A 14,988-nucleotide genomic window follows, 5' to 3' on the forward strand; every position below is an offset into this window, starting at 1 on the left:
CTTGTCGGACCAAGCCACAGAAGCGTTGGCAAATCCACCTCGCACATGAAGCTGCCCTGCAACACCGAGCCAAGCAAGATCATTGGCTTGGCGTATCGCTGCCCACGGGTACAAATGGAGATCCCATGGGCCGGGTACGGATGCCCGGCTCCAACCGGGTCCATGGTAGGTCTGCCGGGTCTGCGGTCATCGGGCCTGGGGCCTTGGCCACCAACACCGCATGTGCCATCGCCTGAAAATCTGCACGGAAATGCACCGAGCTTTTGTTCACCAGGATCTTCATGGCTTCGGGTTCGATATTCGCCACGCGATACAGGTTGCGGTCCAACATCTGTGCCTTCGATGAACTCACGGCAATCCGAACACCACCCACCTTCAGGCACGCGACGAGTCCCAGTTCAGCGAGCATGCCATTCATCATGGGGCCGTCATAGCGGCATTTGCCATCGGACAGCGACTCGACCTCGAAAGTCTCGACCAGCGGCTCGTCGCCTGGCACGCCGGACAAGCCGCCCAGTGCTAGGCGGATACGTGCGCCGGCACCCGCCGCATGGGCCGCGGCAGCTGCGTGCGGATCCCAGATCAACCCGACGGCGGCATCAGACACTCCATTGCGCAACAGCGCGCGCACCATGCCCATCGTGTTCGCATCGCCGCCCGCGCCGGGATTGTCCTGCGTATCGGCAATCACAACCGGCTTGCTTGCTGATCGCGCCAGTCGCATCGCTTCGGTTACCGCGGCATCGGGTGTGAGGAAGGTGACTTCCCACGCGGATTCATCTCTCAGCATCTTTTCGTAAAGCTGATCAATTGTGGCTTGCAAGACTGCTGCATCGCTCCCGTATCCCCAGATTGTCGGGCCGCACTCCGGGAAATCCGCGGCGGGAAATCCTGGCGCGAAGGACAGCGAGAGAATCGTGTCGACTTCCAGCTGCGCCAGCCGTTCGTACATGCCACTCGCCGGCTCCAACAGTGTGCACATGCCATTGATGGGGACCAGAAACGGCAGGCGCTTCGATGCAAGATGCGGTCGATTGTCCGACCTGAGCAGCGTGTCGAGCAGCTGTGCTGCCCGCCGCCCGGTCTCGGCCATATCCACGTGCGGGTAGGTTCGGTATGCAACCATGACATCGGCATGTGCCAGCATGCGCTGTGTTACGTTCGCATGCAGATCGAGCGAGATGACGATAGGCACGCAAGTTCCGACTGCTGTGCGCAAGCGCGCCAGCAGTTCGCCCTCTCCATCGTCCACATGTTCGGCGACCATTGCGCCATGCAGATCCAGATAAATCGCGTCAATTTCCTGCTCGCGCGTCGCAGCGACGATCTCCTGGGCAATGCGCTCGAATGCGTCTGCCGTCACGTGCGCTGACGGGCTGGCACCTGCCCATATCACAGGCTTGAGCGCAAAACCGAGCGCGCCAGCCGCCTGGATAAAGCCGCCCATGGGTATGTTCACTTTGCTCAAACCCAGCACAGCGCCCCCCCGCACGAGAGCAGGAAAACCTTCTCCGCGCTCGAAGCTCTGATAGGTCGCCATCGAAGGCGCAAAGGTATTGGTTTCGTGCTGGAAGCCTGCGATCAACACTCGGATTGGCAAATTCGTATTCCTCATTTTTAATGCTGATGATGGTGCGCACGCCTGCGGGAAAGCACATGAAGGCAATAGTTAGTTGGCAAGGCGATCTCTGAGAATTGACAGACACAAACCACGGAAGAGAGATCGTCCTTGAGAAAAATATCCGTCGCAAGAGCAACTTTCGCACGACCGCGTTGCCGATAAAGCAACGCCGGAATGATGAAGCACCTCGTCTTTCAATGGACCGCGAGCAATCACCATGGGTCTCAGCGTTCGGAGAGGACGGCGGCGTTGGCAACTTTACGAGTTTGGTCTAGGCCGATCACAGCGGTCGCTTCGTTTTGAGCTACAGAGTTACAACCCGTCGGACCTGTTTCCAAGCCCGACGAATGGAATCAAGCTTAGTGCGCAAAGCCTTTGTCCGGTATTTCGAGCGCCTTGCGCACGATACTGCCGAGAAAATGCACGCAAGCCATCGATGCCTCACCGTCCAATCCGTCGACTCCAAACTCCGTGCTGACCTTGACGGCGTCAATGCCGCCGGCCATCAAGCAAGCTCGAACGATAATCTCCTCCTGCTTGCCGCTGTGCATCAGCTCCGGGCGCTTGAGCAAAAACGCCAAAGCTGCTTCGATTGCGTAGCAGCCCCAGTTTGACACCATCGCAGGCAGGAGAATGTCGGTGCCAACAACAGTGCAAAGAACATGACCGTTGGGCATCACATCGGCGATAGTTTCCTGAATTCGGCCGAAGCCAATCTCATTGCCATGATCGCCGATACCGATGGTCAGAGCGCCTTCCGCCGCCGCGCGGTCGACTAGGCCGGAAATGTCGATAACATCATGGGTGATTGTCGACTCCGGTCCCCCATATGCCTGTGCCGTCAGATTATGCAAAAAGCCGTTTGCTGCAGGTCCAAGCCGCTCGGCTGAAATGACTGCTTTTGGCTTCATTTCTCCAAAAACCTTGTCTATCCAGGCGCCAATCTCTGCTTGCGAGGTCGGAGCGGTTTCAAGCGCGGCGCCCAGGTGCCCGTCGCGTGCATCCTCGAAAGGAACCACCATTATTCCCGACGCGACAGCCGACGCAATAACGGGTTCTGCGTGGCATTTCTCGCACACGAAAACGGGGACCACACCCATGCCCTTATACATCGCATACGCCAACGAGACGACACCGGGAGGACCGTCGTCTTCACCCTTGGGCATTTGCGGCGGATAACCGGCCCCGGTCAGGAAAAGAACCGTGTCGCCAGGTTTGAGCGTATTTATTAACCGCTCAGCGGCCGTCATCGAGATCGGGCGATCCCCAACTAGTTTCCGTGCCGCTTCGTACATTCGCGTTGTCACGTTATGCGGCATGCCCGGATTTTTTGCCTCAATCGTCACCAGACGATCGATGGCATTCCCGACAAAATCCTCAGCTGTCGTGACATTTCCGATTCCAAACACTGTTCCCGGTTTTCTCATCATTTTATGACCTCACCATTAAAGTCGTTGATTGGAAAATTATTTTGCGCCGGAAGATACTTGCTTAAAAGAGCTATTTTTCGCCAGTACTGATGCCGTTTCGGCATCACCTTAGGCACCGTCCTTTGATGTTCGATCTCGTACTCGTGCAAGTGCGAGCTAGACCCTGCGAACCCGTCTTCAACACCGCAACCAAGATGGAGGCGCCAACAGAAAAGCGCTACAGGAGCGAGCTGCAAATCGCGTTTTTCAACAGGATCCGCCGGCGTCCGTGGAACAACTTCCGGCCGTGTCCGACCACGTTCTTGCAACTGACAGCGTACTGCCAATAGGCGAAATCCTAGGGTTTGTACTTGGGTGAAGAGTGTTGCGTATGGCACTTTGCTGTGACATAGTTCCATTCATCAACCACGAGGAGGTACCATGTTAGTTAGAAAAACGAGCAAGCTTCGCGCGCTGCTCAACGCCAAAACGTTTTTGCATATGCCAGGTGTATACGACGCACTCGCAGCGAAACTGACCGAACATGCTGGTTTTGAAGCGGTATATTGCGGTGGTTACGTCACGGGCGGTTCGCGCGCTGTCACCGAGCCACTGTTAACGATGACCGAGCAGATCACGTTGGCATCCGACGCAGCGGCAGCAGTCGACATTCCAATGATCGTCGACGCTGGTGCGGGCTTCGGCGAACCGCTCCACACCATGAGAACCGTGCGGGAGTTTATTCGCGCGGGCATCGCGGGTGTGCACATCGAAGACCAGATCTTCCCGAAACGAGCGCATTACCACACTTATCAAGTGCATGAGACCACTCCCGAGGAGTTCGGCGACAAGATCCGCTATGCGTGCAAGGAGCGCGATGAACAAGATCCGGATTTTGTCATCATCGCTCGATCAGATTCGTGTCGCGAGTTCGGGCTGGACGTGGCGGCTGAACGGGTGAACCGAGGCGCGGATGCTGGCGCCGACCTGGGGCTACTGTTTCCGCGTACGCCTGAGGAGACCGAGCGTGCCCCGCGCGTCTGCAAGGTGCCGCTGCTGTATGTGATGAGCCGTGGCAACCGTGACGGCCGACCCATTTTCAGTCGTAAGGAGCTTCAGGAGATGGGCTACGCCGGCATCATAGAATCCCAATTGATGATGCTGGTATCCGTCGACGCACAGCAACGCGCACTCAAAGAGCTACGCGAGACAGGGAATCATTCTCTGCTAACCCATGCGCAGGAAGTCCGCATCCGCAAGGACATCGAAGACCGGATCGATCTCGAAGAATATTACGAGATCGAGCGCCAGACGGTGGAAGGATACTAAGTTGTGATCTATCGCGGAGCGGTTTCTCAGCCCCGCGATCATCAGATTCGCGCGATTATCGAGGCGGGCGATCGAGCGCCGGATCACGGCGGACTGCGGCCCCGGCGTATCACAGTCGTCTGAGACGACGCGCGCAATCAATTGGCAGAGTGGCTTGCTGACATCGCGAGAAAGAAGCAGCCAGTTACGGAAAACACCGTCATTAGTCGTTCTATCGATGACGTTGTTTACTGACTGTAGGCCTCGCAACTACGTATCTTGATGTTTAAAGTTATACAGTATTTAGGATAACTATGTCATTTACCTATCCTTCCCGAAGCATAAAATATGCCGTTCCCACCGATGCTTGCGATTGTCATATGCATGTATTCGGTGCGCTGGACCGTTTTCCCGGTGTTGCAGGACATAGCTACGCGCCCAGGCCGGCGCGAATCGACGACTGGAAACGCGCGTTCACGTCGCTTGGGATCCAGAGGCTGGTCGTCGTTCAGCCAAGCTGCTACGGGACCGATAATCGTTGCCTTCTCGAGACGTTGCTCGCGCTCGATGGATGTGCAAGAGGTGTGGTGGACATCGACTCGTCGATTTCCGAACGCGAGCTGATGCAATTGCACGACGCTGGCGTGCGAGGCGTTCGGGTAAACGCAAGAAGCGTCGGTGCTCGCGACCCTGTGGTGTTGAGCAGGCGGATCTCGGAGATCGCCGAACGCATCTCCCCTTACAGATGGCACGTGCAGATATATGCTGATCTGGACGTCATCACGGCCATGTCTGACGTTCTCCGCGACGCGCCCTGTCCGATTGTGCTGGACCACATGGGCGGAGCGCGCGTTCAACACACATCGGTCGATCTACAGGTTCTGTGCGCGCTACTGCGCGAAGGCAACTGCTGGGTCAAACTCTCAGGCGCGTATCGGGTCTCCGAACAACGTGAAGGCTTCGCCGACAGCATTCAAATTGCGCGAACCTTGCTAGATAGTAATGCTGAGCGGATCGTCTGGGGCTCCGACTGGCCGCACACGACCGAACACGCGAGTCGGCCGCAAAAAGGGGCGTCGCAGATCGCGTTCCGCGATATCGATGAAACGTCGTTGCTCGAACTTTTGGCAGAACAATGCGACGACCCTGCCCGGTTCGCGCGTGTTCTCGCCAAGAATGCGGCAGTCCTTTATCAGTTTTAAGCCGGAGCTGCTGCCTAGGGACGATTGTGGAATTCGCAAGCCGTCTGAATTCCAATGCAATGCCAATAAAGTACGGGGCCGATCAGAGCGACCGCACCAAGGAGACGACCATGACAACCACAGGGACCGAATTACCTGCTCAACATGGGGCTGAGGCCCATGTGGAAAATTCCGGACACCTTCACTCAGCGATTCGAAAAAACTTCTGGCGATTTTTGCCCGTGTTGACGCTTGCGTTCATCGTAAATTATATGGACCGGATATGCATCGGATTCGGGGCGATGAGCATGAACCGCGATCTTGGCATTACCCCACTGCAGTTTGGGTTCGCGTCGGGGGTGCTATTCATTGGATATTGTTTGTGTGAGATACCGAGCAATCTCGCGTTGTATCACGTCGGCGCGCGACGATGGCTGGCGCGCATCATGATCACTTGGGGATTGGTCGCGGCTGCCAATGCTTTCGTCAGCGGCCCTGTCAGCCTCTACGTTGCGCGGTTCATGCTCGGTGTGACGGAGGCGGGCTTTTTTCCCGGAGCTGCGTTCTTGCTCTCCACTTGGTTTCCCGCTCAATATCGTGCTCGCGCTTTGGCCTGGTTGTCGCTGGCAGTACCCGTATCTTCAGTGATTGGAGGGCCAATTTCCGGACTGTTGCTCCAATCGATACACAGATGGTTAGGGCTCGCCGGCTGGCAATGGATGTTTATTATCGAAGGATTGCCCGCCTGTCTCCTCGGCTTTGTCATTCTCAAGCTCATCACCGATAACCCGCAAGATGCACATTGGCTCAGCGTCGAGGAACATCGCGCGCTGATATCCGCTCTTGCTAGCGAACCAAAAAAAGAAGTCCGAAGCAGTATAAAGGCGGCGCTAATCGATCGTCGAGTCCTAATCCTGACTGGCATTCAATTTGGTTTCGTCCTCGGCTCATATGGTATTGCGCTCTGGTTGCCGCAGATCCTCGGGCAGTATGATTTATCGATAGTTACGATCGGATCTTTATCGACCATACCGTATTTGTTCGCAGCGATCGGTATGCTCGTGTGGGCACGTTTTGCCGATCATAGTGGCGGTCTGCTCCGAAATCTGATCGGCGCTTGTGCCTGCGCCGTCATTGGTCTCGTGCTTTCGGTGGTTGACCGTGCACTGACGCCGGCGTTGATCGGTCTCACCATCGCTATGGTGGGCGTCACGTCGGCGCGCGCAATTTTCTGGGCGATCCCCGCGAAATTCCTCAGTGGTGCGGGTGCTGCAGCAGGGTTTGCGTTCATCAATTCGATCGGAGCGCTCGGTGGCTTCTTTGGGCCTGTCCTTATGGGTTGGTTGCGCCAAGTGACTGGCTCTTTCACAGCAGGCATTCTGGCCATGGGCGGTGTGCTGTTTGTGTCCGGTCTGTTGGGTCTGACGCTCGCTCATGACACATCGCGCAATCCGAAGGCGCGAGGCTAGTTCACCGCATTTCGCTACAAAGTTGGGCAGCTTTAGGTTTCGTAAACGTCTTTCTTATTAAAAATAATGACGAATGACGGGAAGTGCATAAAAAGCTCAATGCGGAATTACGCAATAAATTAGGTAAACTAATTAAAATAAGAGGGGAGACATGCCATCAAAACATTGGAGCACGGGCTTCGTTGCACTAGGTTGCCTTAGTTACTCGTCATGGGTTTGCGCTCAATCCAGCGTGACCTTGTATGGAATCGTCGACGTCGCTATTGACATTTCAAATCAAGGAAACGGAACGCTCGCGGCCATGCAAGGTGGGGGGTTAAACAGTTCCGAATTCGGATTGAAAGGCGTGGAAGATTTAGGCAGCGGCTACAAGGCGATTTTTGATCTCGAAAACGGCTTTAGTTCGTCATCGGGAGTCCTCCTTCAAAATGGCTTACTATTCGGGCGCCAAGCGTGGATGGGTTTGGCGGCCCCCTGGGGAACAGTCACGTTCGGCCGGCAATACTCGCCTGAATATGTGGCGAACTCGGCCAACGACGCATTCAGCCATGGCTTGGCCGGCGGGCTGAGCAATATTGGCACAACTCAGGCGGGCAAGACAGCGGGCGTTCTAACGGCCTATTCGATCACAGGTCGCACGAATAATTCGATCAATTACGTTTCACCGACAATTGACGGCTTCACGCTGCGAGCGATGTACGGTGTCGGTGGCACGGCGGGATCTCTCTCGGATGGCTCATCGGTTGGCGCCGGGGCGAGCTTGGCCGTCGGACCTGCGACTCTCAACGGAGGTTTTATCAGAAACCGTCCCACTGGCAGCCTCGGCACGGTCGACGCTTATACGTTGGGGGGAAACGTCGGGTTCGGCGCCGCTCGAGTAATCGTAGCTTATTCAAAGGATGTCAACGCGACCACCCCAGGTGCGACTCTGCGCTTCGCACTCGAAAACGTTGGTGTCCAGTACCAACTGGGCGTCTCTGATAGATTATTGGGGCAGGTAATACGGATCGTTGATACATCGGATCCGTTGCCGACGTCAAAGAGCGCCTATATCGCGGCGCTTGCGCTGGTGCACAGCCTTTCGACGCGAACGTCGATTTATTGCGCCTATGCACAGGTATGGAACAAGGAAGGCTCCGCGTATTCATTGGGTGGAGCAATCTATACGGGTGCACCCGCTACGCCGAACGCAACTGGACGCAATTTGCAAATAGGTATTCAGACGTTGTTCTAAGTAAAATGGTCTTTGTTAGACGCCTCACAGATCGATGATCTTCGCCCGCGCGCCATCGATCAAGTGCTGGCGCAGTAGGCTGGAGGCGCCTGCAAGATCACTGTCCAGGAGTAGGTCTGCTATCTGAATATGCTCCCGGCAGCGCTCGCGCCAATTCGCGCTGGCCAACGTTCGTCGATATTCCGCCAGACGCCGCAGCCGGTTCACTTGGGCTAGTCCATTGATTAGAAACTGATTGCGCGAACACCGCAGTACAGCCTCGTGAAATCGAGAGCCGATCTCAAATACCTCCGGTGGCGATAACGCCAACGCACCGTTATCGAACATCGCAATCTGCTGTGCGCGACAGGCCTCGAGGCTCTCGCGATCAAGTTTGAACGTTGGCTCCAAAATGGCCGCCGGTTCAATGATGATCCGATAACGCGAGCTATGCTCGTAGGTGAGTTCAGACGTTAGCAAGGGGATGAGCCTCCAGCCATGCCCCGGTAGGCGCTCGGCCCAGCCTTCGTCTGCCGCGCGCCGAAGCACGCGGGTCACAATGCCGCGTCCTGCCGAATAACGCCGCATCACCTCGTTCTCCGTCAATTTGCCGCACAGTGTTTCTGAGGAATGGTCGTTGGCGATCTTTAGATAGAGCGTGTCTTCGTCCGACAGGGGGGTATCGGCCCCAGCGGCGGGGGGTATGGAAACGGCTGCCGCACTGACTGCATACCCACCGGCTGCCAACGCCACGACAACGTTCCAATCGGCAAGTAGGCGTAGTGCTCGCGAGACCGGTGTACGACTCACGCGAAACTGGTCGGCGAGCTTTCGTTCGGGAAGCCGCGTCCCGGGCTCAAGGCCATGCGCTCGGATATAAAGCGATATCTGGCGGGCTAGCTCTGGAGAAAGTAGTTGTTCGGCCATACGCGACTCGGTTGTCCAAGGTGTCCGCAATGACTGAAGTATACAATGCCGCCCGGATTGCGGTGAAGCATACCGAATTAAGAGGGGCGCCGTTCATTCGGACAGCTTTTGCGAGGTTCAATAGAACTCGCCGCTTTGGCTCGTTCATCGAGCTCAATACGTGGCTGGGCAAACGCTGTCGTTCGGTGTGGGCTGACACTGCGCACCCGATCCACCGACAGTTCACCGTGGCCGAGATATGGGAGCTGGACCCTGCCCGCTTCACGCTGGCTGGTGGAACACCTGCTGCTGGCCAAGGATGCTGACCGGGCCATGCATTCGATTGCCCATCAGATGCAGTCGGCCAAGCGTTGTGAAAACGTCTATTCCGATCGTGCTCTAGCTTCCAGTGCCTGAGCAAGAAGGGTTAGTGGAAAGCAAACAATAAAGAAGAGGAGCATCACACAACCGTAAATCATGATCGCGTCAGAATCGGCGCGAACATAAGCAAGCCGTTCAATCATCTGGCGAGCAGAACCCAGCAGATCAGTCACTCCGACCACCGATGTAAGCGTGCTCGCCTGTATCAGAAGCGTTAGCTGACTGACATAAGGTGGAATGAACCGCCTCAGCGCCTGCGGGAAGATCACCCAGATCAGCGCCTGGCTCTGGTTCATACCAAGTGCCCGCGAGGCGACGGTCTGACCAGCAGCGATCGACGATAGTGCACCGCGCGCCACTTCTGCAATGTTGGCGGCGCTCCAGACGCTGAGACCCAGAATCGAGGCTGCAATCGGGCTCGTCTCTATGCCGAATTTTGGTAACGCAAAGAAAACGAAGAGCAGCGTCATCAAAGAGGGGATGCCTCTCAGAGCCTCGATATAGTTGCGGGCCACGAGCCGGCTTGCCCGATTCTGGCTCTGGGTCATCAGCCCCAGAACCAGCCCCAGCGGCGTCGCGAGCGCAATGCTGAGGATCGCAATGAGCAGAGTTATACCGAATCCCCTCAGCAGGTAGCTCGCGATCGGCAAGAATAGTTCATTCATCAAACCGCCCTTCCAAAACCCGGGACATAGGTGGCCCGCTCGAGACCTCGGGCGAAGTAGCTGAGCAGGATGGACGATATCAGATAGAGAAGCGCTGCCACTCCGAATACGCCGAAAATATCAAAGGTATCGGATGCAATCCTGTTTGCGGTATAGGTCAGCTCGCTGTAACTGACGACGATCATGAGGGACGAGGAGCGGAAAAGATTCAGCGCCGTCGTCGTTGCCGCAGGCAACGCATAACGTAGACCCAGAGGCAGCGTGATCTCCATGAATGTCGTGACGGCTCCCATGCCAAGAGCGCGCGCCGCCAGGATATCTTTCGTTGAAACAGCATCAAGGCCGGCCCTGATGTCCTCAGTCAAGTAAGCGCCTCCCCATAGGCCGAGCGCGACAACCCCGGTGCTGAACGGCGACAGCCGCAACCCGATTTCCGGAAGCGCGAAAAAGATCATGAAGATTTGAACCAGCAACGGCGTGCAGCGAAAGATGTTGACATAGCAGGCAATGAGAAAATGAGCCCCGGGCAGGCGGCCATAACGCAAGGTCCCGCAGCCAATGCCGATTAAAATAGCCAACAAAAATCCCACAGCGCTGAGCAGCAGGCTGTGGAGCAGGCCCACGATCAATCGTGGGCCGATCTCGGCGAAAAAATGCATTGCCATCAGGTTCCAACGCCTCATTCTGTGCAGGCAGCGATTGCGGGGTTGACGTAGGCCAGCTTGTGGTTCGGGCTTGGGACGACAGGACGATATTTTGCAGCGAACGCGCTGTCGGCGACTTCATCCTTGAAGACATCGTAGAAGACGTCGTTGGCACGCATATCGGCGATAACGCCGTTGAGCCAGGCAGTCAGCTCCGCATTGCCCTTTCGCACACCAATTCCCTGTATGGCTGGCGAGGCGAGATTACCGGCCAGCCGATATTCGGGGTGATGTTTGACAAAATTGAAGGAATACACATCAATATAGGCCATCGCATCCGCGCGCCCCTGTGTCAATAGGTTGGCGGAATCGGCAGGACTTTGCGCCGTGACGATGTCGGCCTTGGTGCATTTGGCAAGCCAGGCCTCATAGATGTTTCCCGTGGTCGTCACGACGGTTTTGCCTGCCAGGTCCTTGTAACTTTTGATGGGTGAGTCCTTTTTGACAACGAGTTGCAGATTGCTGACCCAGATAGGGTCGGAAAAATCGATCTGCTCTGCGCGCGCCGGTGTCCATGCGAGAGCCGCGAGAACCATATCCACCTTGCCGGATTGCAGAAAGGCTATGCGGTTGCTGTCATTGACGCATTGCGTTTGCAAACCGCCAGCACCGGAAAATGCCGCCTTGGCAATGCGTTTGGCCAGGGTGATCTCGTAACCCGCCGGTTGTCCGTCAAGCCCAACATATCCGGCGGGCGGATAGCTGCAATTGATGCCGATGGTCAGGTGTCCGGCGGTGGCGATGGCGCTAGGAAGAGCCGCGGAATAGGCGGGATAGGCCACCAGGGCACTTATCAGGATAGGTAAGCAGGCCGTGGCCTTCCTCAGTGTTGGGTGGCACATGGGATTCTCCTTAAAAACATAATCAGGCGGCACATTTTCGGGACAGGAACTGTTGTGTCCTGGCATGGCGAGGTGCGGAAAGAATCTCGCGCGGCGGCCCTTGTTCAACGACGGTTCCATCGGCAATAAAAATCAGGCGATCGCCCACCTCACGGGCGAAATCCATTTCGTGTGTGACGACTATCATCGTCATTCCCGACTTCGCCAGGTCTTTCATGACGGCGAGCACTTCGCCCACCAGCTCCGGATCGAGCGCCGACGTCACCTCGTCGAAAAGCATGATGGCCGGCTCCATCATCAACGCGCGGGCAATCGCCACGCGCTGCTGCTGTCCTCCAGAGAGCTCGGCGGGATACCGCTCAGCCTTGTCGGCGAGGCCGACACGCGCGAGTAGGGTCGTCGCTCGCTCCTCCACTATTTGCCGCGACAGTTTTAAAACGCGCCTTGGAGCGAGTGTTAGATTGCCGAGAATGGAGAGATGCGGAAACAGGTGATATTGCTGGAACACCATGCCGATGCGCTGGCGTACCACATTGATGTCGACGCCGGGTGCGTTGAGTTTTTCACCCGCCAGCACGATGTAGCCCGAGGCAACTGGCTGAATAAGGTTGACGCTGCGCAATAGCGAGCTTTTGCCGCCACCGCTTGGGCCGATGATGACGACCACCTCGCCCTTCCGGATGGATAGATTGATGTCGTTCAGGATCTTCTGGTTTCCATACTGCAAAAACAGGTTCTTGATTTCGAGCAAAGGCTCGATCGATCGCACGTCCATATTGTCCCCTGTCGCGCAGTTATCTGGGTCTACCTACTTTCTTAAACCACAGACTACTACCGCCGAAAATAATTAGAACCGCTATGTTTCGCGATGAGTGATGCCCAAAACGCATCACTCACTCTGGGGTCGGGCGCGACGTAATTGCATCCTGCAATACGGAGTTGAAGAGCTGAGTGGCCGGCGGCATAGGCCGCCCCTTGAGCGCAATGATTTCGAGCGAGCCCTGAAGGCTCGTCTCCTGAAAGCGACGCGCCTTGAGAATCCCAGTTTCGATCGAGGTTTGTACCGTATGCCTCAAGAGGATTGCGATGCCCAAACCGCTGATTGCGAAATTATGCAATAGCTCTAGTGAGTTGGTTTCCATTGCCGGTTTGGGCTCGAACCCAGCCTTCCTGCATACTTCATCGTAAATAGTACGCATTGCGCTTCCCGGCGCCGGCATTGCCGTCGGAAACTGCATTACGTCGGTCACCGATACGATGGCCTTCGACGCTAGAGAATGGTCGGAACGAAACACCGCTAGCAGAGGTTCTCGGGATTTGAAAAGGCTCTTTGTGTCGGCCTGCTTTCCCGCTGAAAAGGTGACACCAATATCCACTTCGCCATTTCGCACGAGCGACACAACAGCGGAGGAAGTGGCAATCGTTATATCGAAGGTTATTTTTGGATGGCTTTCCAAGTAACGGTCGAGAACATTGGGAAGCAAATCAGGCAACACGGACTCGATGGCGGCAACTCGAACGTGACCTGTTTCTACCCGACGCAGAGATTCTATTTCTTTTGAAAGGTCGGACGCCGCGGCCCCGATCTGTTGGGCTGTGGCGACAAGAAGCTTACCATGAGCAGTCAATACGACGCCTCTTGCGCTTCTCTCGAAGAGCACTGCTCCGACCTCGTACTCCAGTGCCTGGATGCGGCGGCTGATAGCGGACTGCGAAATATTCAGCCGCTCTGAAGCCAGCCTTATCGATCCATGTTCGGCAACGGAGAGGAAAAATCGTAGCGATGTTGTGAGCATATCAGGACATCTTGCGTTTCAACCACGCGCCTGGGTCGTCCAGCGTGACCATCAATTCGCGATTGATGCGCTCCATGAATCGTTCCGACGGCAGAGGCAGAAGCCGGCCGGGCGCCGCTATGATGTCCGTTGAGATGGCCTCTAGCTTGTCATCCACGACAGGTATCGCCACAAAATCGCTCGCAAGTAGACTGCCGATGCAGCTGCGCAGCGTCATTACGGCAATGCCGCGGCCAATACTGACAAATTGCCTCAGCAATTCCAACGAATTGGTCTCTAAAGCTATGTTAAGTGAGAGTTGGGCACGGTGGAACGAGGACTCAAGCGCGTATCCGAGCCCCCCAGAGCGGCTGGAAACAGCAAGTTTAAATGCCGAAATATCATTAAGGCTGAGACTAGGGTACCCAGCAAGGGCATGGGCTTCCGGCATAATCACAAAAAGCGGCTCAAAGACGCGTGACAAGGTCTGAATCCCGGCGGAATTCGCATTGAGGCAAATGCCAAAATCGACCGTATCATTCAACACGGCCTCAATCACCGAACTCGTTGTGTCGACATTGACCGAAAAAGTAGTACCCGGATAGTCCGACACATAGGAGGCGACGGCGCGCGGAAAAACATAGGAAGTTATTGACTCGATGATCGCAACGCGCACATGGCCTGGTTTGGCGCCATCAATCTCATACAGTTCCGACCAAAACCGCTCGAACTGGAATGAGACGTTTTTCGAGTGCTTTAAAAGTGCTTCACCTGCGGCCGTTAACCTTACGCCACGAGGGGTACGCTCGATCAACATGGTGCCAAATTCATATTCGAGAGTCTGCAGCTGGCGGCTGATGGCCGACTGGGCCACACCGAGCGTCGCGGAAGCAGCCCTGATAGATCCTGTTCGTGCCACGACCATGAAGTAACGGACAGCGTCGCGTAGCATGATGGCCTCGCACGATTTTGTTTTTCCAATTGGGATTCTGTTATATCAAACTTATGATTTCTTGGCTATCCAGGTTCAGCGAACTAATTCGGAGATTGATATCCGAGCGCCGAGTGCGTGTCTTAGCTAAGACGTCGACAAGCATTTATTCTGACAAGGATCGCGTGGGTGGCGCATCGTCAGTATCGTGTCGTGCAAAGCCAGACGTCGCTGACAAGGACCAACCGCCCCCGTGCGTCGATCGACTGTGCCATGGCGGGTAAGGCCTCTTACAGCATCCGATAGCGCGGACTGCTATTCTGCCGATTTCTTTGATTTACCGATGTTCGCCGCCCAGGCTTCGGGCGTACGCGCAACCCTACTATCTGACCTTCCCGCTTGGCTATTTGCCTAAGATTTCTTCGGGTCACTACTCTATCGCGATAACTCATACTTTAGATTAAAACCGTTTAGTGATCATCCGGTGCCGAGCAAACATCGCCCGCTAACCACTGAATTTTCGAGGTGGTGGATGCGTTCAAATCGCATTTTCTTTCGACAACCAATCTTCAAGTACCCTATG

14 protein-coding genes are annotated in these 14,988 nt (G+C 55.8%); 5 read left to right on the forward strand and 9 right to left on the reverse strand.

The annotated features are described in order from the left end of the window. Positions 1-79: 79 nt before the first annotated feature. Together GSQ77_RS27280 and GSQ77_RS27285 are read right to left on the reverse strand one after the other, a co-directional pair. On the reverse strand, positions 80-1,600 hold the full coding sequence (locus GSQ77_RS27280) for a M81 family metallopeptidase (protein ID WP_158906945.1): 1,521 nt from the start codon (positions 1,598-1,600) through the stop codon (positions 80-82). 380 nt (positions 1,601-1,980) lie between these two features. After that, complete coding sequence (locus tag GSQ77_RS27285; RefSeq protein WP_158906947.1) at positions 1,981-3,051, reverse strand: glutamate cyclase domain-containing protein; 1,071 nt, start codon at positions 3,049-3,051, stop codon at positions 1,981-1,983. A 420-nt stretch (positions 3,052-3,471) separates the two neighbouring features. On the opposite strand from GSQ77_RS27285, the gene GSQ77_RS27290 reads away from it, so the two are divergent. The 4 genes from GSQ77_RS27290 (at position 3,472) to GSQ77_RS27305 (ending at position 8,222) form a co-directional block, all read left to right on the forward strand. Then, positions 3,472-4,359, forward strand: coding sequence for an oxaloacetate decarboxylase (locus GSQ77_RS27290; RefSeq protein ID WP_158906949.1), 888 nt, complete (start codon positions 3,472-3,474; stop codon positions 4,357-4,359). Positions 4,360-4,718: 359 nt separating this feature from the next. Then, complete coding sequence (locus GSQ77_RS27295; RefSeq protein ID WP_158906951.1) at positions 4,719-5,540, forward strand: amidohydrolase; 822 nt, start codon at positions 4,719-4,721, stop codon at positions 5,538-5,540. A gap of 26 nt (positions 5,541-5,566) precedes the next feature. Further along, positions 5,567-6,988 carry an MFS transporter gene (locus tag GSQ77_RS27300; protein WP_254067849.1) on the forward strand — a complete coding sequence of 474 codons (1,422 nt, stop codon included), beginning with the start codon at positions 5,567-5,569 and terminating at the stop codon, positions 6,986-6,988. Between the two features lie 151 nt (positions 6,989-7,139). Next, positions 7,140-8,222, forward strand: a complete 1,083-nt coding sequence (locus GSQ77_RS27305) for a porin (RefSeq protein WP_158906953.1) — start codon at positions 7,140-7,142, stop codon at positions 8,220-8,222. Between the two features lie 24 nt (positions 8,223-8,246). Here the strand turns inward: GSQ77_RS27305 and GSQ77_RS27310 are convergent, their stop codons facing one another. Next, positions 8,247-9,128 carry a GntR family transcriptional regulator gene (locus GSQ77_RS27310; RefSeq protein WP_158906955.1) on the reverse strand — a complete coding sequence of 294 codons (882 nt, stop codon included), beginning with the start codon at positions 9,126-9,128 and terminating at the stop codon, positions 8,247-8,249. A 29-nt stretch (positions 9,129-9,157) separates the two neighbouring features. Between GSQ77_RS27310 and GSQ77_RS27315 the strand changes: the two genes are divergently transcribed. Beyond that, positions 9,158-9,433, forward strand: coding sequence for a hypothetical protein (locus GSQ77_RS27315; protein WP_158906957.1), 276 nt, complete (start codon positions 9,158-9,160; stop codon positions 9,431-9,433). Positions 9,434-9,490: 57 nt separating this feature from the next. Here the strand turns inward: GSQ77_RS27315 and GSQ77_RS27320 are convergent, their stop codons facing one another. From GSQ77_RS27320 to GSQ77_RS27345, 6 genes are all read right to left on the reverse strand, one after another. Then, complete coding sequence (locus GSQ77_RS27320; RefSeq protein WP_158906959.1) at positions 9,491-10,153, reverse strand: amino acid ABC transporter permease; 663 nt, start codon at positions 10,151-10,153, stop codon at positions 9,491-9,493. After that, a complete protein-coding gene (locus GSQ77_RS27325; RefSeq protein WP_174246509.1) occupies positions 10,153-10,818 on the reverse strand; it encodes an amino acid ABC transporter permease in 666 nt (221 codons plus the stop codon). The genes GSQ77_RS27320 and GSQ77_RS27325 overlap by 1 nt, the downstream gene beginning before the upstream one ends. A gap of 14 nt (positions 10,819-10,832) precedes the next feature. Further along, positions 10,833-11,699, reverse strand: coding sequence for a transporter substrate-binding domain-containing protein (locus GSQ77_RS27330; RefSeq protein ID WP_158906960.1), 867 nt, complete (start codon positions 11,697-11,699; stop codon positions 10,833-10,835). A gap of 22 nt (positions 11,700-11,721) precedes the next feature. Further along, the gene (locus GSQ77_RS27335) at positions 11,722-12,450 is read right to left on the reverse strand and encodes an amino acid ABC transporter ATP-binding protein (RefSeq protein ID WP_174246511.1); all 729 of its coding nucleotides are present in this window, start codon (positions 12,448-12,450) and stop codon (positions 11,722-11,724) included. A gap of 142 nt (positions 12,451-12,592) precedes the next feature. Then, on the reverse strand, positions 12,593-13,495 hold the full coding sequence (locus GSQ77_RS27340; protein ID WP_158906964.1) for a LysR family transcriptional regulator: 903 nt from the start codon (positions 13,493-13,495) through the stop codon (positions 12,593-12,595). 1 nt (position 13,496) lies between these two features. After that, a complete protein-coding gene (locus GSQ77_RS27345; protein ID WP_158906966.1) occupies positions 13,497-14,426 on the reverse strand; it encodes a LysR family transcriptional regulator in 930 nt (309 codons plus the stop codon). Between the last annotated feature and the right edge of the window lie 562 nt (positions 14,427-14,988).

Origin of the sequence: Burkholderia sp. L27(2015) (assembly GCF_009765705.1) — a bacterium.
GTDB lineage: Bacteria > Pseudomonadota > Gammaproteobacteria > Burkholderiales > Burkholderiaceae > LMUX01.

Bases quoted from the DNA above. Each gene is read 5' to 3' on its own strand.
- GSQ77_RS27315 (WP_158906957.1), top strand. From the start codon at position 9,158: ATGACTGAAGTATACAATGCCGCCCGGATTGCGGTGAAGCATACCGAA.
- GSQ77_RS27310 (WP_158906955.1), bottom strand. From the start codon at position 9,128: ATGGCCGAACAACTACTTTCTCCAGAGCTAGCCCGCCAGATATCGCTT.
- GSQ77_RS27330 (WP_158906960.1), bottom strand. From the start codon at position 11,699: ATGTGCCACCCAACACTGAGGAAGGCCACGGCCTGCTTACCTATCCTG.
- GSQ77_RS27285 (WP_158906947.1), bottom strand. From the start codon at position 3,051: ATGATGAGAAAACCGGGAACAGTGTTTGGAATCGGAAATGTCACGACA.
- GSQ77_RS27320 (WP_158906959.1), bottom strand. From the start codon at position 10,153: ATGAATGAACTATTCTTGCCGATCGCGAGCTACCTGCTGAGGGGATTC.
- GSQ77_RS27290 (WP_158906949.1), top strand. From the start codon at position 3,472: ATGTTAGTTAGAAAAACGAGCAAGCTTCGCGCGCTGCTCAACGCCAAA.
- GSQ77_RS27295 (WP_158906951.1), top strand. From the start codon at position 4,719: ATGCATGTATTCGGTGCGCTGGACCGTTTTCCCGGTGTTGCAGGACAT.
- GSQ77_RS27325 (WP_174246509.1), bottom strand. From the start codon at position 10,818: ATGGCAATGCATTTTTTCGCCGAGATCGGCCCACGATTGATCGTGGGC.
- GSQ77_RS27305 (WP_158906953.1), top strand. From the start codon at position 7,140: ATGCCATCAAAACATTGGAGCACGGGCTTCGTTGCACTAGGTTGCCTT.
- GSQ77_RS27340 (WP_158906964.1), bottom strand. From the start codon at position 13,495: ATGCTCACAACATCGCTACGATTTTTCCTCTCCGTTGCCGAACATGGA.
- GSQ77_RS27345 (WP_158906966.1), bottom strand. From the start codon at position 14,426: ATGCTACGCGACGCTGTCCGTTACTTCATGGTCGTGGCACGAACAGGA.